Here is an 18,784-nt window from a genome sequence, read left to right as displayed (position 1 = left end):
TTTGCATTTCAAATGCATAATTACACATCGGAGGTTGCGCCATGACCCGACGATACCGCCCGCGCGCGATCGAAGGTCTCGTGAAAAAAGCCGCCCGGGAATTTCCCGCCGTGGTTCTCACGGGGCCGCGGCAGTCGGGCAAAACCACGCTTTTGCGGCATCTGTTCGCGCAAAGCCACGAGTACGTCTCGCTCGAACCGCCGGACGTGAGGGCTTCGGCCTCGGTCGATCCGCGCGGCTTTCTGGAGATGCATCCGGCGCCGGTGATTTTCGACGAGGTGCAGTACGCGCCGGGACTGCTCCCCTACATCAAGGAGAGAATCGACGCGAAGCGCGACCGGCGGGGGCAATATCTTCTGACCGGTTCGCAAAACCTTCTGCTGATGGAACGGGTGACCGAATCGCTGGCCGGCCGCGCCGCGATCCTTCGTCTGTTGCCCTTTTCCCGCAAAGAGGCCGTGGGGTTTTCCGATGCGCCGCCGCCGTGGGAAACGCGCCGACCGGCGACGGAGCGCCCCGCCGTTTCCAGTCGGACTCTCTGGAACGGATTTTTACGCGGCGGCTACCCGGAACTCGTCACCGACCCGAAACGGGATGCCGCCCTGTGGCACGCGGGTTATGTGCAGACCTATCTCGAGCGCGACGTGCGTGGGCTGCGACAGGTCGGCGACCTCGGCCTGTTTCAGAATTTTCTGCGCTCGCTGGCCGCGCGAAGCGGAAGCCTTCTGAACATCGCGGACATCGCGCGCGACATTGGCGTGGCCGTCAACACGGCCAAGGCATGGCTGTCGGTTTTGGAAACGTCGTCCCAGGTGTTCGTCGTGCGTCCCTGGTTCGCCAACATCAACAAGCGGCTGGTGAAAACGCCGAAGGTCTATTTCGCCGACGTCGGAACATTGTGCTGGCTGGTCGGGCTTCGCGACATCCGGCACGCGGCCGAAGGACCGATGGGCGGCGCGATATTCGAGACGGCGGTTTTTCTGGAGATCATGAAAAGTCTCGTGCATCGCGGAATGGACGGACGGATCCACTTTTGGCGAACATCCGCGGGCGCGGAGGTGGATTTTCTGGTCGAGTCGGCGGGGCGGCTCGTCCCCATCGAGGTCAAGCTCTCGTCCACGCCGCGACCCGAAATGGCGGCGGGAATCCGTTCGTTTCACTCCGACCTGAAAGACCGCGCCGCGCCGGGGTTCGTCGTGTACCCGGGTTCCGTACGCCTGCCGCTCGCGCCGGACATCACGGCCGTTCCATTCGTCGAATTGTGACGCCTCGAGGAGTTGATTTGATTTCCGCGCGGGACAGGCGTACAGGTTTTTTATCGGTGGAGATCAGGGTCATGACACGTCGAGCGTTATTCGCGGCCTTTGTCGTTTTCGCGCTTCTGCTCGTGGGCTGTCCCGAGCCGAAGAAGATGAGCTACATCGACAACGGCGTCATCAAGATCGGCGTCGACCTGAACATGGGCGGCGCGATCACCTACCTTGCCGATTACCGAAATCATGACATCAATCTCGTCAACTCCGCGGACCAGGGCCGGGAAATTCAGCCGTCTTACTACTCCGGGCCGCAGCCATACGGCGATCCGCACCCGGGTTGGCCCGACTGGCCGTGGAACCCGATCGGCGCGGGCGACTGCTACGGCAACAGGTCGGAAGTCCTCGAAAAGTTCAACGACGGCACGACGATCTACGTGAAGTCCATCCCGCTGCAATGGGCGCTCGACAACGTGCCCTGCGAATGCGTATTCGAGCAATGGATCGAACTCGACGGCAATGCGGCCCGGGTGCACTACAAGCTGACCAACAACCGCGCCGATCACACCGACTACGGCGCGCGCCATCAGGAACTGCCGGCCGTTTACACCACGGATCGCTTCCATCGGCTCTTCTCGTACAACGGGAACGCGCCGTTTAGCGGCGGGCCGGTCGAGGAGATCGCGAATTCCGGACCACCGTGGGCCTACTTCGGCGCGACCGAAAAGTGGGCCGCGTTGGTGCAGGACAACGGCTGGGGCCTCGGCGTATACAACCCCGACGCCGAGCAGTTCGTCGGTGGGTTCCACGGCACGCCCGGCAGCGGCGACCCGACGGCGTCATCCACAGGATACCTCTCGCCTCTTCGCACGGAAAACATCCGCTGGAATACCGTGTACGAGTACGACGCCTTCCTCATCCTCGGCTACGTCGAGGACATCCGCGCGTGGGTGTACGAAAATCGACCGTGAGGATGCGTAAATCGCTCACCGTGAGGTCTGTTGGCGGTTGGATTTGACAGGGTTTCTTCCGATCCCTATATTTGGATCGCGATGGGAGGCAAGTTGGCGACAAAATCGACGCGAAAAAGGAAGAAAGTCCGGGCTGCCACATCGAATTCAGAGTATTCGCTGTGGACGATGCCGCTGTCGCAGTGTCGCTTCGAGCCGGCTCCCGAGATTCGCGATTCCGATCCTAGGGTTCAGCGGTTTCTCGCGGACTTACGGCCCGTCAAGGAAGACGCGGTTTCGCGATCATTCCTGACTCCGGTCACATCGGACATTCTGAAACTGCCAACCCAGAGCCCAGATGCGGGCAAGCGGCGTTGGGGCCGTTAGGCTTTCATCGATTCAACTCCACGAACGATCCGCTAGTCGCATTGGGCAGCGGAAAGCAGCCCGTCTATCTACGCCACTATCTGGCCGATCTCAACGTCCAATCCGTTCTGGAGGAGCCGAATTACTTTGACCGGGATTATCTTTCGGAATTTTCCTCGTTTTATGGTGTGAGCTCGCATGGATACATCAATCGCTGCCGACGGTGCCGTTTTTTCAGCTACATTGTCGACCGAAAGGAAATGGAAGCGGCGCTCGGTGGAGATGCGGACGCGCTCGGACGAATGCGGGAGCATTATCGCGGGTTCGTCGTCCTCAGACCCATTCCCACTGCGCCGCTGGGCCGGACCGTGCTGTCCTGGTATCCCGATCCCGCCGCGCTCACGACTCCGCGAGTCACCAAGCCGTCGAGAGTCTACGAATGTCTCGTCGCGGGATTGACTCTCGGTGTGAAGGGGATCGCGTGGCAGCAACAGGACACCGGCGTCAGTGCATGCGCCACGGTCGCGCTTTGGTCGATGCTCCATTCCTCAGCGTTCGACGCGCATCACGCGATTCCGACCACGGCAGACATCACACGTTACGCGCATCGCACGGCGTCGCTCGGGTCGCGCGTGTTTCCGTCGGACGGGCTGACGGTCGAACAGGCTGGAGAGGCGATCAAGGAGTCCGGGCTGGAGCCCGAGATTGTGGCGGGGGACTATCAACGTGGCAATCTTCGCGGATTCACCCGCGACAAATTCTCCGCCTGTGTGGCGACACTGATTCGCTCCGGTTATCCTGTCCTGATCGGCGGTCGCGTGGGGAATTCCTCCGATAAATATCACGCGGTTTGCGCCGTGGGATTCCGGGAGTGTTCGCCGCCGGTGCCGACCGCCGGTTCCGTGAATCTGCAGGACAGCGGCATTCGCCATCTCTATCTCCACGACGACAATCTGGGGCCAAGTGTGCGGTTCGAGATTCGCACGGACCCATCGGGAAGGTTCGTGCGCCTCAAGGCGTCGGCACCGTCGCCGCTTCATCGGATGTCGCTTCCCGCGGATCCAACATCCAGGTATCCGGAACTCATTCCGTCGTATCTGATTGCCGCGGTCCACGAAAATCTTCGAACGAGATTGAGTTACTTTCTCAAGAACTCCCGAGACCTCGCAAGAGACCTGCTCAAAGCGTACGCGGGGGCGGTTCGTCGTGGCTTGTTGACCGACCCCAAAGGCGGTTTGACCGTATGCACCCGGTTCGCGAAGGTCGGCGACTACGTCGGTGCCGACCTGGAAATCCCATTCGGTCCCACGTCGCCGACGTTGGGGCGGGTCCGTTTGGAACTGGCCGAACGCGTGCCGCCCATGAGCCTATATGTCGGGGTGGTGCGCATTGGCCGTGGAGCGAAACCGCTGATGGAAGTCCTTTTCGATACGACCGACGCCAATGCGAATCATCGACCTTTCTGCAATTTACAGTTCGATCCGACCATGGGTGCTCTGATCGATCTTCTGCAGCGGAACGGCACCATCAATCTGGGCATTACGGTCAAAGCTTACTGAATCTTCAGCTGCTTACGGACGCAAAGGCGAACCCGCGCCCGTCGTCCTCTGGCGACGGGGCGGGGGCGGGATGCGTTGGTGAGATGGTGGGGCGGGAGGGCGCCGAGGATTGTGGGCGGGGTTGCTGCGTCGGCCGCGCGGCACCCGGGTCCTCGCGAAGAGGAGCGCGGCCGGTTCGTCTTCTTCGCCCGTCGTGACGCGTTTTCCGGCGGGCTTGTCAAAACATAAGTCCGCCCCATTGATCGGTCAAATAGATTAAATAAGATAAATCCATCGATCAAAACGAACGTTCAGGGTTCCTCGGCGGGACGTGCCCCCATCGACTAGATATCGGATATCAACATCGTTTTTTCTTGACCGACGAGCGCCGGTGACCGAATATGGCCGGGGAGGCCGTTCGCCGATGACGCCAGGAATCCGGGCAGTTTTCGCCGCCGCCATCGCGGTGTCCCTGTTTGGCGTCGCGTGCGATTCGGGCGAAACCAAGACCGTGTACGTCGACCGTGACGGCGACGACACGGATGACGACACCGACGACGACCTCGCGGACGACGAAGCGCATCGGCCCTTGCCTGACGGGTTCTCGGGCGCGACCCCCGGGCTCACGATCGTCCAGTTGACGAAGGATCATGACGGCTGGGGCCGGGCTGACTGCACCGATTGCCACGGCGACTTCCACGAGGCGGGATACCGCTCGCCGATCTGCGCGACCTGCCACGGGCGCAACGGCGCCGCGGGCCGGTGGATGGATCACGACACCGACGGCTGCGCGGACTGTCATTACGCCCGGCACGCCGGTTCGGGTTTTCGCAGCCCGGACGACTGTGTGGTCTGCCACAAGTTCCTGACCTTTCCCGAGTGCATGAAGACCGAGGCGGTGGACGCCGTGGTGATCGGCGCGGGAGGCGGCGGGCTCGCGGCGGCGGTGACGCTCGCGCAGTCCGGCGTTCAGACCGTGCTCATCGAGAAGCACTACAAGGTCGGCGGGTACATGGGCCGGTTCGAACGGAGCAGTTACCGCTTCGAGCAGTCGCTGCACGGCTTCGACGGGCTCGACGAGAACCGGCAGGGGATGAACATCGAGCTGCTGCGCCGGCTCGGCGTGTGGAACCGCGTCTTGCCCGTGCGCGGAGAATCGATCATCCGCCTCCAATACCCCAAGTTCACGTTTGACGTGCCCGCCAATGTCGAAACCTTCCGGGCCGACCTGAAAGAGATGTATCCCGACGAGGCAGAAGGCATCGATCAGCTCTTCATGGAGATGTACGAACTCGACATCGTCTTCAAGGCGATGATCCGCATGGAGTACGAAGGCGAGACGCCGGAGCTGCTGGCGATCCTCGCCGCGCACGCCGGCGCGGTCGCCCGCATGGCGGGGTACATGTCGATGACGCTCGGCGAATTCCTCGACGGTTTCATCCACGACGCGCGGCTTCGGACCGTGTGGACGTCGCTTGCGATGCTCGCCGGCGCGCCGCCGGACGAGGAGTCGGCGATGTTCTTCAACGTCATGTGGATGGGTTACCACATCGGCGGGTGGTGGAACTTCGAGGGAGGCTCGGGCGCGCTCGCCGACGCCCTCGCCGATGTTTTCGTCGAAAACGGCGGCATCCTGCGTCTCGACACGCTCGCCACGCAGATCGAGACCGAAGCGAATCGCGTGGTGCAGGTTCGCACGAAGGATGACGTTTGCTACCGGCCTCAGATCGTCATTGCGAATGCAAACGTCCTGTCGCTGGTGGACGAACTCGCGCCGGAGGCCCCTTGGCCGGACGACTACGTGGACGACATCCACGGCATGACGGTGGGGCTGTCCGCGGTGCAGGTGTGGCTGGGGGTCGATACCGACTTGTCACCGCTGTTCGACGGCGTCGCCGAAATTTCGGTTTCGAAGACGTGGGATGCCGTCGAGGGGTTTTCGTATGCGACGGACGGTGTGCCGGAAAAGGTGAACATGGCGATCGTCAACTATTCGATGCTCGACCGCACGGCCGCCCCGGCCGGCAAGAACGTCATCGCCATCACGACGCGGCTTCCGTGGGACTGGCGAAACCGATGGGGCCTGCCGACGAGTTACGCCGAGTACCTCAAAATCCGTCGCGAGATCGCCGAGATTCTGGTGGATCGCGCCGACGAGATCGTGCCGGGACTTCGCGACCACATCGAGGTGGTGGACGTCGGCACGCCGCACACGATGCGGGGTTTCACGCTCAATCCCCGAGGATCGATCTTCGGTTGGCACACGACGCCCGACCAGAGCCTCTTCGAACGCCTGCCGGCCGAAACGCCGCTCGAGAACCTGTACCTCGCGAGCGCGTGGACCTTTCCCGGCGGTGGCCAGTCCGCCGTGCTGCATTCCGGGTATACCGCCGCGCAGACCGCGCTGGGGCTGCTTCCGTAGTTTTTGCTCGTTCTCGAATCCGACCGTTCCGATACGCGAAGAAGATCCCGAGCGTACCGACGCCTTGACCGGACGGTCGGACGTGGAGGTGGCCGATGACGGCGAGCAACGACGGCGATTTCTGTAAGACCGCCACAGGGAACGGCCCGTTTCGCCGAACTTCTTCGAGATCGACCTCGAAGAAGTTCGAGAGGTTATTACAACATTTTCCGCCGCCTCTGTCGGAAATAGGGCGATTCGATCATAATGCTTTCACTCGTCTCCGTCGCCGAATTCGCCACGGGGCGATCGGAGCACCGGCGCGAGACCGGGAACTTTGCAGATGAGGTTGAGGACCAGGGCCGTTGGAGGATGTGATGGGTGACGCGCAGATCGGGCCGACGCTCGACTTGATCAATCTCGACGATATGATGGAGCGCTTCGGCGACGACCGCGCGTTCATCGACGAATTGCTCGAGAGCTACTTCCAGGAAGCCGCGCCGAACATGGATTCGCTCGCGGAGGCGGTCGCCTCCGGCGACGCGGAACGGGTCTGTTACGTCGCGCACGCCCTCAAGGGCATGAGCGGCAACATGGGGTTCGGTCAGGTCCAGGATGCGTTCTACCGCATGGAGACCAAGGGCAAGAGCGGGAAACTCGATGGCGCCGAGGCGCTGCTCGGGGAGCTCCAGGAGCTTCATCGCCGACTCGAAGCCGACTACCAAAAGATCCTCGGTCGATAGTCCCGCGCGCCGGACGACGCCATGACCGAGGTCGCCCGGGTGCGCGTCGTCATTCCCTACCACAACGCCTCGGCGACCATCGGCGCGACGCTCGCGACGATCCTCGCGCACTCCCCGCCGGGCACGCAGATCGTCGCCGTGGACGACGGCTCGACGGACGATTCGGCGTCCATCGTCGCCCGCCACGAAGGCGTGATCGCCCTGTCCAACGAACGCCGCAGCGGGGCCGCCGTTTCGCGCAACCGGGGCGCCGGGGATACCGAGGCACCGGTGCTGATGTTCCTCGATGCCGACGTCGAGGTGTTGCCGGACACGATCGAACGTGCGGTCGCCACTCTGGAGCGCCCCGACGGTCCCGACGCGTGCTTCGGCGCTTACACGCCGTTACCGGGGGATGGTCACTTCGCGAGCGTTTACAAAAACCTCGTTCACCATCACACGCACGTCACGTCGAGCCGACACGCGCACAGTTTCTGGTGCGGCTGCGGCGCAATCCGCACCCAGGTTTTTCGCGAGTCCGGAGGATTCGACGAGAGCTACCGGGCGAGTTCCGTGGAAGACATTGAACTAGGATACCGGCTGACGTCGGCGGGACGACGCATCGAGCTGGACCCCGACATGCAGGTGCGCCACCTCAAGGCGTACACGTTCGCCAGCCTCGTCCGTTCCGATTTTTGGGATCGCGCCGTGCCTTGGACGCTGCTCATGGCCCGGCGAAACGTGTTCTATTCGGACCTCAACCTGCGCGCGACGAACATCGCCGCCGCGATCCTGCTCGTGCTCGTGTTCCCGCTCTCGCTTGCCGCCTTGTGGGTGCTGTTGCCGCAAAACGCGTGGTTTGGCCCGGCAGTCGCCGCCGTCGCCTATCTTTCGCTCAACGCGTCGCTTTGGCGATGTGCGCTGCGTCACCTGGGGTTCGTCCGACTCGTCGGCTTCGTCTTCATGCATTCGTTCGCGTACGTCTACTCTGTGATCGGCTTCGGCGTCGGAGTCGCGCTCTACCTTTACGAGCGCATTCTGGGCCGCCCCGTACGATGACGTACGAAACGGAAAAATCCTTGCCTTGACCCGGCGAACGCGGCATGATCCGGCGGCTTGTCGGGCGGGGGCATGCCGACGCGTCGGTTTGCGCGCCTCATGACGCCCGGATTTCGGCCACGAAGGAGAGACATCGTGAATCGCGGTCTATGGTCATGGGTGGTGATCTTTGCGCTCGCGCTCGCGAGCTACGGCATCTGGCAGGCGGCAACGGACGATTCGGCCGAGGGCGCGGTGCGCGCCGAATCGTATGTGATGAATGATGGACCCGTGCCCGCGGAGCGTCCTGCGCCCGAGCTGGGCGACCTTCCCGCCCGCGAGATCGAGCGTGAACGTCTCGAGCGCGCCCGCGCGGGCGCGGCGGAATCGAGCGACGAGCGTCGCTACGAGATCGGCGTGATCGTCGATGTGGACGCGTCGAAACCGCTCGATTGGACGGAAGTGCCGAGCGCGACCCGGGCATCACGCTGGGTCGCGTCGATCCGCAGCGAAGGCGCGGTGTTTGTGCGTCCTCACTTCGCGGTGTCGCCGCGCACTCTCGGCTACGCGGTGCGCGCGTGGGGCAACGACGACCGGCAGATGCAGGACGTCGTTGACCGCCGCCAGAGCCCATCGGAACCCGGCGCGTGGGGTGCGTTGACCTTCGGCGACACGACCACCATCGAGGTCGTTTCCGCGCACATGCCCGCCGACCTTCGCGTCGATCGCATGGTGCATGGCGATGTCGACTTCCGCATCGAACCCAAAGAGCAGGACTGCCACCTCGACCCGACCTGCTACGACGAATACGCCGACGTCCAGAGCGCCCTCGCCCTCATCACGGTGGGGTCGGGCTTCGGTCAGTGGTTGTGCACGGGCAACCTGCTCGCGGACACGGCGCAAACCGGCCAACCGTGGCTGCTCACCGCGAATCACTGCATGGGCGATCAGGGCGAGGCCGAGAGTCTGGTGGCGTACTTCCGCTATGAAACCTCCGTCTGCAACGGCGCGGTGCCGGCGCTGCAAACGACGCCCGCGACCAGCGGCTCCGACTTCAAGGCGTCGAACGCGCAGTCCGATTACGCGCTGGTGCTGCTGCACGAACAGCCGCCCGCCGGCTCCGTGGCGCTGGGATGGACGACCGAGCCTCTCGCGACGGACGAACTCATCAGCGTCGTGCATCATCCGGCCGGATCGTGGAAACGCATCGCGTTCGGATTCGAGGACGGCGACTGGGGCAACAAGTGGAACGTGGGCTACACCGAGGCCAACACCGAACAGGGTTCGTCGGGCTCGGCGCTGCTCAATTCCGACAAGTTCGTCGTGGGGCAGCTTTCGACCGGCACGTCGTACTGCTGGTGGCGGCAGGGCACCGACCAGTTCGGCAAATTCAGCCGCGATTACGACCTCGGCGCGAGTGAATTCCTGAACAACGGCGAACCCTCGACCACGACCACCACGACCATCCCGCCCGACGACGATACCGATGACGACGCGGATGACGACGACGACTGGTTCCCCGACGACGATCAGTCGGACGACGATGACACCGCGCCGACCGATGACGACGCATCCGGCGATGACGATGACGACGACGACGACGATGGCGGGTGCGGCTGTTGAAGCGCCGAGGGATCATCGCGATCACGCTCGCCGCGGTGATTTGCGCCGCAACGTGGACTTTCGGGCATGGCTTGAATGCGACGCTGCGGATAGATCCCGAACGCATCGAAGACGCCCGCGCGCGCTTCGAAATCGAACGCGCGGCGCGTGCCGACAAGATGTACGTGACCGGCGCGCACATCGACATCGACGAACGCACGCCCTGGACGCGCGAGGGCGGCGAGTGGACGGCCGTCGTCGTGTCCGACGGCGCGCGGTTTCTGCGCGTGCTGGTGCGGGCGACGGGAGCGGTCGATGGCGAACTGACGATCGAAGGCGAGGACGGCGAGTCGCACGCGATCGAGGCCGGGCGTTTCGCCGAGACGACCGAAGCTTGGTCGCCCGCGACACCAGGCGAAGCCGCTTTGCTGCGCTGGCGCGGTGCGGATTCGCCGCCGCTGCGCGTGGTGCGCGTCGCGCACGGATTCGAGGATCTGTTCGCCTACGTGCGCGGCCCCGCGAAGGAAGCGAGCTGTTATATCGACGCCGTGTGCGAGGACGACTGGGCAAGTGTTCGTCGCGGCGTGGCTTATTACGAGTTCGAGGCGCAGGGTTTCTCGGCCGTGTGCACGGGTTCGCTCATCGGCGACGCGAAGAACACCGGCATTCCGTGGTTTCTGACCGCGCATCACTGCGTCGGCAATCAGGCGACGGCTTCGACTGTGCAGGCGTACTGGAACTACGAGACGCAGTCCTGCAACGGCCCGCTCATCCCGAGTTCGCAGCTCAAAGACAATGTCGGCGCCGATTACATGACCGGCACCGGCGAGTACAAGTCCGACTTCGCGCTGCTGCGTTTCGACCACGACCCGCCGTCCGTGGCCGAGTACCTCGACTGGTCGACCGACACGTTGGCCGGCGATGAACAACTCACCGTGATCCACCACCCCGGCGGGGCGTTCAAGCGCATCTCGCACGGCGTGCTCGAAGGCGACGATTCGAGCTGGTGGTTCGTGCGCTATACGGAGAGTTCGACGGAAGGCGGCTCGTCGGGCGCGCCGTTGTTCAACGCGAACAAGCAGGTCGTCGGACAACTGTTCGGCGGCTACGCGTCGTGTTCCGACATGAACGAGATCGATGAATACGGCAAGCTCAGCCGCTCGTATGCGGACGGGTTGGCGAACTACATCGGGCCCGACGCCGACGACAACCCGCAACCCGAGGACCCCGCCGATCCGCCCGCCATTCTCGATGACGACGATGACGACGACGGCGGCGACACGCTGAAGGCTGAGAACGACGACGACGGCGGCTGTTGCGGGTGTTGAGCGGGCGAGGGGGTTGGTGCTTGAGGTCTGACGTGACGGGCGTGGCGACAAAGACCACCGGCGAACTGTGTGGGAACGCGAATGACGCCGGTTTGTCATCCTGAGCGAAGCGAAGGATCTTGCGGCGCGCTCCGACCAGATCCTTCGCTGCGCTCAGGATGACTCGCGTGTTTTGACCAACGACCAACGACCAACGACCTGACATGAGGTCCCAGATGCTTTCCCGATTCCTACTTCTGGCGATGTCCCTCTTCATGGCGTTTCCCGCGATGGCGGACGAATTCGTCTCGGCGCCGATGCGCGTCGCTCCCGCGAAAGTGATCGCCACCCCCACCTCGGATTACGCCCCCCTCGCGGAAGCGCGGCGACCCGTGCTTCGGGAGCATCGCGTCAGTGACGCGGCGCTCGCGCGCGGCGTCGCGAAGCTCGGCGAAGGCGTCTGGGCGCGCGGCGGCAAACGCACCCCCGCGGGCATTCACGCCGATGCGCCGACTCTCCATGCCGGCGACTGGACACGGATCGCGCGCGCCGACGGGCTCGTTTCGTGGATGGCGCAAATCTCGTCGCCGGGTGCGGAGTACCTGCGCACGCACTTCACGCGATCGGTCCGGCGCGGAGAAATTTGGGTGATCGGCGCGGATGGCGTGGCCCGCATGGTGCGGACGACGCGCACGGCCACGACAGCCGACTTCTGGGGGCCGATCGTCCCCGGCGACCGGATGACGATCGAGGTCGTGACGCCCGGCGACGCGCCCCCGGCAAACCTGATCGATAAGATTTCGCACATCCTGCCGCTTCAGGACCTCGCGACCGAGGAGGATTGCTACTCGGACCCCACCTGCTTCACCGACGGCAACGCGGTAAAAAAGGGCGTGGGCTGGATTTGGCTCGCCGATCCGTGGGGCACTTTTATCTGCACGGGCAGCCTGCTCTCCGATGTCTCGGGGTCGCTGGCCCCGTACTTCCTCACGGCGAACCACTGCATGAACACGCAGCAGGAAGCCGACGCCATCATCGTCGTGTGGAATTACCATACGAGTTCGTGCGACGGGTCGGTTCCCAATCCGGTGACCCTGCCGAACTCGGCGGGCTCCGAGATGCTCGCGCACAGCTCGCAGTCCGATTTCGCCCTCTTTCTGCTCGACGAGGACCCACCTGCGGGACCGACCTATCTGGGCTGGACCACCGACGCGCTCGCGTCGGGCGAGGACATCACCGTCGTCCATCATCCGGACGGCGCGTGGAAGCGCATCACCTTCGGCGATCAGGTCGGAGGCGACACGAACTTCTGGGAAGTCCGCTACACGGACGGATCGACCGAGGGCGGTTCATCGGGCTCGCCGCTCTTCAACGACGACATGCTGGTCGTGGGCCAGCTTTACGGCGGCAGCGCGTGGTGCACCAACATGAACGGCACGGACGAGTTCGGAAAGTTCAGCCGCTCTTGGGATCTCGGCATCGAACCCTGGTTGAACTCCTCAACGACCACCACGACGACTCCCACGACCACGACCACCACGACCGCGCCGACGACAACAACTACGTCACCAACGACGACGACCACGATCCCCGGCGATGACGACACCGACGACGACGCCGACGACGACTGGTATCCGGATGACGACGCATCGCATGACGACGCCACCGACGATGACGTCGCGGACGATGACGCCGAGGACGACGACGCGGATGGCGACGCAACGGGCGGCGATGACGACGACAACACGGGCGGCTGTAGCTGCTGACGGCGGTCTGCGTTTCGTGAAAATGCTCATGGCATTGGCGACGCCCGTCGGCTAGCGTGACGTCCTTCTCAACCCGGGGAAAGCGCATGGAAGACGATCGACGAAAAGACGTGCTCGCCGAGGCCAAACGTCTCATGAACGCGGGCGACAGCCGCAAAGCCGCCGAGTTCATCATCAACGCGGCTTCGCCGATCGACGCCGCCGGTCTGTTTCTCGATCTCGTGAAAGATTGGTACTGGAAGGAAAAAGACCTTCCGATGGTGATTCTCGCCTCACAGGCGGGTATCCACTTCTGTCTGCAAAAGGCGATGGACGAATCCGATGCCGAAACCGCCCGCGCCCTGCGACAAAAAGCCATGTCGCTCTCCTACAACCTCGCGAGCTTCGCTTGGCCCGCGTGGGACGACGCGCTGATCGTCACGACCGACACGACGAACCACATCGCCCTCGACGCCGCGTACCTGCACGTGCGTCTCGCGATGGAACTGGGGGTCGATGCCGAAAAGATGTCCGCGGCGCAGTGGGTCGTGGGCGCGGCATATTTGGCGATGGAAGAGTATGAACCTGCGGGCAAGGCGTTCGAACTCGCCCGCAACGCGGCGTTCGAAGCGGGGTCCGCCGCGTTCGAGGACATGAACGCGGGCTATATGGCGATCGCCGCGATTCTTTCCGGCGACGAACGCGCTCGCGGACGTTTCGATGAAGCGTGCGCGCGGTTGCGGGAGCGGGGCGACGAGGATTCGACGTTTTTCGCCGACCAGCTCACGGGCGTGCTGACGTTTTTCGAGCGGTCCCCCGCTTGATTGACCAGTCCGGTTTTGACGGGTTTGGCTGCGGTGGTTGACCGTGGGTCATGACTTTCATCGACCGCGTCATTCGGGCGGCATGCGCCGCCAAGAAATCACAAGGAGAAACTTTCCCAGCAATATCAGCCGGTTACGCGTTGGTTCCCGCGCGTTCGCTCGGAGCGCGCCGAAATTTTCGTTGACAACGGCTGCGCCTGTAATTATTGATAGCGCCATTGAATGTCCATGCGGTTGGACCAGGGGCGAAGAACCATTAGCCCAAGGAGGGTTACGATGAGTATGCTACGGTACGGTTCCTGGCTCCTCGCGATGTTCGCGCTGCTGGCCTTTGCGGGCTGCACGAGCGAAGACGCCGAGGACGCCGAAGACGCGCTCGAAGACGCCCTGGGTTTCGAAATCGAGTTCGATTCTGACGAACTCGGCATCGAGGTCCCGGACGGCTGGCACTTCCTGTTCGCCGTCGAGCTCAAGGGCGACAAGGTCGATCTCGTCGAGGACGACTTCGCCGTCGACCTGACGCTGCTCGACGAGATCGAGGGAATCGATCTGTCCGAAATCAACGACATGATTGCCTTCGCCCGCGTGGACGATCTGGCCGGCTTCGGCAAGCGCCTGCGTTACGCGAACAAGCTCATCATCCAGGACAACGTCCTGAAGCTCGACACCGAGACGATCGAGAAGCTCGGCGACTCGATCGGCGAGTCGGGCGAAGGCTGGTACGCGATCTTCTACGCCGACAACCCCAACGGTTACATCCACGGGACCGTCGAGTGCAGCGGCGAGCCGATCTCCGGCGCGCTCGCGGTCATCACGGCGGGCGGTTTCTTCACCTACTCCGCGGACGACGGCTCCTTCGCGCTGCCGACGCTCGACGGCGTCCCCGGCGCGGTGACCGTCTCCAACGACGAGTGCGCGTGCGCGGCGGCCGCTCCGGTCACCGACACGGCGACCAATCCGAACCCGAAGGATGCCGAGGGCACGCCGGAAAGCGATCAGTTCGAGGACGGCACCAACGCGGTCAACGCGGGCGTTTGCGAGTGCTGCCCGCCGGTTCCGGCCGACGACGATGACGACGACACTGCCGACGACGACACCGCCGATGACGATACCGCCGACGATGACACAGCGGACGACGACACCGCCGACGACGACACTGCCGACGATGACACAGCGGACGACGACACCGCCGACGATGACACCGCCGACGATGACGCGGATGACGACGCGGATGACGATGCGGACGATGACGCGGACGACGATGCCGACGACGACGACATGGGCGTGATCGACTTCGAGGACGGTTCGCTGGCCGGTTGGCAAGTGACCGGCGACTGCCAGATCTACGGCACGAGCGGCGACGCCTACGGCGAAGTGTTCCCCGGCGGCAGCGAATCCATGTACCTGTATCTTTCCTCGGGCGCGCTGCAGGGCACGGTGGCGAGCTGCACCATGACCTACACCACGCCGGTTCCCTCGGGCGCGACGCAGCTCGAACTCTCGTACAACTTCCTGAGCCAGGAATACGAGGAGTGGGTCGGCAGCGTTTACAACGACATTCTCACCGTCATCGTGCAGGGTGCGCCGTCGTACCTGGTCAACCGCACGGTGAACAACATCGCGCTCGATGACGACTGGGATGCGATCCTCGCGGCCGACGCGGCGGCGACGATCGCGCAGGTCGGCGTGTCGACCGACGCGGTGTACAACCCGACGAGCGCCGCCCCGCACAGCAACGGCCCGGGCAAGCTCGACGGTAAACTGAAGTGGGGATCGGACGACGAAACCACGCCGCGCGGCGTGCCCGCCGACACCAACGTCGGCCAGACCGCAACCGTGGATCTGCCCGCCGACATGAGCACGATCACGATCATCGTGACGATCTCCGACGTGGGCGACAAGATCTACGACTCGGTCGGCGCGATCGACTGGTTCGCGTTCAAGTAATCGCACAAGTATCGGACTCGACGACGGGCGCGGTTTCGACCGCGCCCGTTCTTTTTCGCGCTGGACACCCTCGCGCGTAGCGACAAGAATGCCTCGTTTCGCGTGGGGGTGCGTTGCATGACACGTTCGATTGCGGCCGCGCTGGTGATGCTCGCGGTCTTTGCGTCAACGGGATTCGCCGCGGATTTCGATCCGTACCTGCACCAGAAGGCGAACGACTACGAGACGTTCCTGCGCGAGTGGCACTCCACCGGCCTCGGCGGCGTCAGCGACATCATGTTCACCGACGGCACGCGGCAGGAGATCTACCGGACCGTCGGCTCGGGCGACAGCGGCGACTGGACGGGCTTTTACCTCACGACGCAGGCCCTGCGTTACATGGTCACGGGCGAGGCGCTCGCGCGCGCGGAGATCCTGCGCATCGCCCACTACCTGCACATCCTGCACGACATCACGGGTCATCCGGGCTACATCGCGCGCTACGCCGGCATCGACGAAGCGCCGTGGAATGTCGAGTCGATGGGCGGCGACAACCGCTACGACGGCACCGGCGAATACGCGGATGATTTCTGGCTCGGCCACAACGTGCGTGACAAGTACATCACGTGGTTTTGGGGCCTGACGTGGGCCTACGACGCGCTGCGCGACGACCCCGAGGACGATGCGGCGGCGATGCGCCAGACGATCCGCGAGGATTTCGTCGAAATGGTCGAGGCGCTCGACGCCCAGAACTGGATCATCATCGACCCCTGGGGCGACACGTACTCCGCCGCCGAGATCCTGCCCGACATCCGCCTCGAGATTCTCGTGCAGGCCGCGCACGTGACAGGCGACGCCGACATCGCACAGCTTCGCGACGATGAGTACGAGCGCAACAAGACCTACATGTGGCTCTCGACCTTTTCGTGGTTCAACAAGTACTTCGACTACTACGCGTTCATCAACAACCACCCCGTGTGGCAGGCGATCTTTCGTCTGTGGCCCGACCGCGAGCGCGGCGAGCACCTGCGGCGCATCTGGGAGGTGAACGTCCGCTACAACGTCGTCAACACGCACGCCGCGTTTTTCGACGCCGTGTGGTACGCGCAGTGCGTTCGATTCGGCGGCTGCGACGAGGATGAGATCGACGCGGTGCGCGACGACGTGATCCACGGTCTGACCGTGATGAACGAAGCGCCCAATTACCGGCGCGCGGTCGAGTGTCCGGTTCTGCCGCTCGATCCCTTCTCGGTGTGGGCCGATGAACTTCTCACGGCGAATCCCTGGATCGAGCAGCTCACGGGGTTCGACATCGACCCGCAAACCGCCGAGGCGCATCAGGTCGAGAACCGCTGCTGGGAATCGCACCTGTGGGAACGCAGTCCCTACCACGTCGAATGCACGGGCGAGGAAAATCCGGCGGAGACGGGCCCGGGTCTCGACTACCTCATCGCGTACTGGTTCGGCGTGTATTACGGACTGCTGCCGGGCGACGGGCCTTACGGCGACGACGACCTGATCGAACCTACGGACGACGACACGGACGACGACGCGGACGATGACGCGTCCGATGACGATGCCGATGACGACGCGACGGATGACGACACGACGGCCGACGATGACGCCAACGACGATGACACGACGGATGACGATGCCGCGACGGACGACGACACGGCGCCCGCTCCTTCCGCGGGTGGCGATGACGATGGTGACGACGGCTGCGGGTGTTGACCGCGCGCGCACGAGGCGACTAGGATTCGCGCAATTCGAGGGGCGGAATTTCCGATGAAGCGAATCGCGATCGTGGCGATGGTGTTTGCGTGCGTCGCTTGGGCGGGTGCGGCGAACGCGGCCAAGAATTACACCGGCTGGAAGGCCGAGGTCGAGAAGAAACTCGCGACGGGCGATTTCGCCGGTGCGATGACGCAGCTCAAGGCCGTGGAAGCCGGCGGCGACGCGCTCGACGCCGACTACTGGTTTCTGCTCGGCAAGGCCGAGTCGTCGATGGGCAACATCGACAAGGCCCTCGCCAATCTCGACAAGGCGCTCGCCCTCGAACCGAAATTCGCGGAGGCGCTCGGCCACAAGTCGATCGTGCTCCTGCAAAAAGGTCAGCCCAAGGACGCGGAGACCGTCGCCACGCAGGCCATTTCGGCCGAAGCGAGCGGCGAGCTCTATTACGCGCGCGGGGCGATCCGCATGGCGCAGGGGCGATTCGACGACGCCATCGCCGACCTCGACGCGGCGATCGGCATGGAGCCGAAGAACACCGAGTATTTCATCGCGCGCGGCGAGGTGCGCCTGCGTCTTGGGCGATTCGCCGAGGCCGAGCGCGACTATCAGAAGGCCATCGAACTCGATCCGAACAGCGCCAAGGCGTATCTGGGCCGGGGTGGGGTCTATCTCATGCAGGAGCGTTCGGGCGAAGCGCGGACCGATCTCGACCGCTGCGTCATGCTCGCGCCGAAATTCTCGTCCTGCTACATCCGCCGGGGTAAGTTATTTCAACTTCAAGGAGACTTGGACCGCGCGGTGAGCGATTTCGCCAAGGGAACCGAATACGCGCCGGCGAGCGAGGAAGCGTGGTTCGAGAGGACCATGGCCGAGCTTCAGGATAACCGTTTCGCCGACGCGGAGACCTCGGCGCGAGCGCTGCTGAAGGTGCGCGATGGAGCGAAGAGCCGCAAGGTATTGGGGATGGTCCTGACCGCGCGCGGCAAGAAGGACGAGGCGGTGGCGGAGTTCGGCAAAGCCATCGCGATGGAGCCGAAAGACTACGAATCGCTGTACATGCGCGGCAATGCCTATGCCCTGCAGGACGACCTCGACGCCGCGCTCGCCGACTTCAACAAGGCCATCGAGGTCGAAAAGCGCTACATCGAGCCGTACATCGCCAAGGCGTCGGTCTTCATGGCGCGAAAGGACCCGGAAAAAGCGCTCGCCGTTTATGCCGAAGCCATCGCGGTGTCGCCGAAAAATCCGAATCTCTATGAGATGCGTTCCAAGGTTTACGAGGCCATGGGGCGGCTCGACGAAAGCTACGCCGATCTGAAAAAATCGAAGGAACTCGCCGCCCAGTGGCGAAATCAGCAGTAGAAACCCCGGTTCCGAA

The 18,784-nt window shown here is 63.7% G+C and carries 13 protein-coding genes; all 13 read left to right on the top strand.

Annotated elements, in window-relative coordinates; translation table 11 throughout:
* Positions 1-41: 41 nt before the first annotated feature.
* The 13 genes from IT350_04520 to IT350_04460 all read left to right on the top strand — a co-directional run bounded on the left by IT350_04520 (position 42) and on the right by IT350_04460 (position 18,768).
* Positions 42-1,265, top strand: coding sequence for an ATP-binding protein (locus IT350_04520; protein MCC6157294.1), 1,224 nt, complete (start codon positions 42-44; stop codon positions 1,263-1,265).
* A 71-nt stretch (positions 1,266-1,336) separates the two neighbouring features.
* On the top strand, positions 1,337-2,224 hold the full coding sequence (locus tag IT350_04515; GenBank protein ID MCC6157293.1) for a hypothetical protein: 888 nt from the start codon (positions 1,337-1,339) through the stop codon (positions 2,222-2,224).
* Between the two features lie 407 nt (positions 2,225-2,631).
* Positions 2,632-4,128, top strand: a complete 1,497-nt coding sequence (locus IT350_04510) for a hypothetical protein (protein MCC6157292.1) — start codon at positions 2,632-2,634, stop codon at positions 4,126-4,128.
* A 403-nt stretch (positions 4,129-4,531) separates the two neighbouring features.
* On the top strand, positions 4,532-6,529 hold the full coding sequence (locus IT350_04505; protein ID MCC6157291.1) for an FAD-dependent oxidoreductase: 1,998 nt from the start codon (positions 4,532-4,534) through the stop codon (positions 6,527-6,529).
* Between the two features lie 356 nt (positions 6,530-6,885).
* Entirely contained in the window at positions 6,886-7,251 is a 366-nt protein-coding gene (locus IT350_04500; GenBank protein MCC6157290.1) for an Hpt domain-containing protein, read from the top strand.
* 21 nt (positions 7,252-7,272) lie between these two features.
* On the top strand, positions 7,273-8,289 hold the full coding sequence (locus tag IT350_04495; GenBank protein ID MCC6157289.1) for a glycosyltransferase: 1,017 nt from the start codon (positions 7,273-7,275) through the stop codon (positions 8,287-8,289).
* Between the two features lie 135 nt (positions 8,290-8,424).
* Positions 8,425-9,891 (top strand): trypsin-like peptidase domain-containing protein, encoded by a 1,467-nt coding sequence (locus IT350_04490; protein ID MCC6157288.1) that lies wholly within the window; start codon positions 8,425-8,427, stop codon positions 9,889-9,891.
* Positions 9,888-11,198 (top strand): trypsin-like peptidase domain-containing protein, encoded by a 1,311-nt coding sequence (locus tag IT350_04485; GenBank protein MCC6157287.1) that lies wholly within the window; start codon positions 9,888-9,890, stop codon positions 11,196-11,198. The genes IT350_04490 and IT350_04485 overlap by 4 nt, the downstream gene beginning before the upstream one ends.
* A 215-nt stretch (positions 11,199-11,413) precedes the next feature.
* Positions 11,414-12,943, top strand: a complete 1,530-nt coding sequence (locus tag IT350_04480; GenBank protein MCC6157286.1) for a trypsin-like peptidase domain-containing protein — start codon at positions 11,414-11,416, stop codon at positions 12,941-12,943.
* 86 nt (positions 12,944-13,029) lie between these two features.
* Complete coding sequence (locus IT350_04475) at positions 13,030-13,746, top strand: hypothetical protein (protein ID MCC6157285.1); 717 nt, start codon at positions 13,030-13,032, stop codon at positions 13,744-13,746.
* Positions 13,747-14,022: 276 nt separating this feature from the next.
* Positions 14,023-15,693, top strand: a complete 1,671-nt coding sequence (locus IT350_04470; protein MCC6157284.1) for a choice-of-anchor L domain-containing protein — start codon at positions 14,023-14,025, stop codon at positions 15,691-15,693.
* Between the two features lie 117 nt (positions 15,694-15,810).
* Complete coding sequence (locus tag IT350_04465; protein ID MCC6157283.1) at positions 15,811-17,403, top strand: hypothetical protein; 1,593 nt, start codon at positions 15,811-15,813, stop codon at positions 17,401-17,403.
* Positions 17,404-17,457: 54 nt separating this feature from the next.
* On the top strand, positions 17,458-18,768 hold the full coding sequence (locus IT350_04460; GenBank protein MCC6157282.1) for a tetratricopeptide repeat protein: 1,311 nt from the start codon (positions 17,458-17,460) through the stop codon (positions 18,766-18,768).
* The last annotated feature ends 16 nt before the right edge of the window (positions 18,769-18,784 follow it).

The sequence above is a fragment of the Deltaproteobacteria bacterium genome (genome assembly GCA_020845895.1).
Classification (GTDB): Bacteria; Lernaellota; Lernaellaia; order JACKCT01; family JACKCT01; genus JADLEX01.
The sequence above is the reverse complement of the archived record's forward strand: the minus strand, read 5'-3'. Positions and strand labels throughout refer to the sequence as shown.

Bases quoted from the DNA above. Each gene is read 5' to 3' on its own strand.
- IT350_04520 (MCC6157294.1), top strand. From the start codon at position 42: ATGACCCGACGATACCGCCCGCGCGCGATCGAAGGTCTCGTGAAAAAA.
- IT350_04515 (MCC6157293.1), top strand. From the start codon at position 1,337: ATGACACGTCGAGCGTTATTCGCGGCCTTTGTCGTTTTCGCGCTTCTG.
- IT350_04505 (MCC6157291.1), top strand. From the start codon at position 4,532: ATGACGCCAGGAATCCGGGCAGTTTTCGCCGCCGCCATCGCGGTGTCC.
- IT350_04500 (MCC6157290.1), top strand. From the start codon at position 6,886: ATGGGTGACGCGCAGATCGGGCCGACGCTCGACTTGATCAATCTCGAC.
- IT350_04495 (MCC6157289.1), top strand. From the start codon at position 7,273: ATGACCGAGGTCGCCCGGGTGCGCGTCGTCATTCCCTACCACAACGCC.
- IT350_04480 (MCC6157286.1), top strand. From the start codon at position 11,414: ATGCTTTCCCGATTCCTACTTCTGGCGATGTCCCTCTTCATGGCGTTT.
- IT350_04475 (MCC6157285.1), top strand. From the start codon at position 13,030: ATGGAAGACGATCGACGAAAAGACGTGCTCGCCGAGGCCAAACGTCTC.
- IT350_04470 (MCC6157284.1), top strand. From the start codon at position 14,023: ATGAGTATGCTACGGTACGGTTCCTGGCTCCTCGCGATGTTCGCGCTG.
- IT350_04465 (MCC6157283.1), top strand. From the start codon at position 15,811: ATGACACGTTCGATTGCGGCCGCGCTGGTGATGCTCGCGGTCTTTGCG.
- IT350_04460 (MCC6157282.1), top strand. From the start codon at position 17,458: ATGAAGCGAATCGCGATCGTGGCGATGGTGTTTGCGTGCGTCGCTTGG.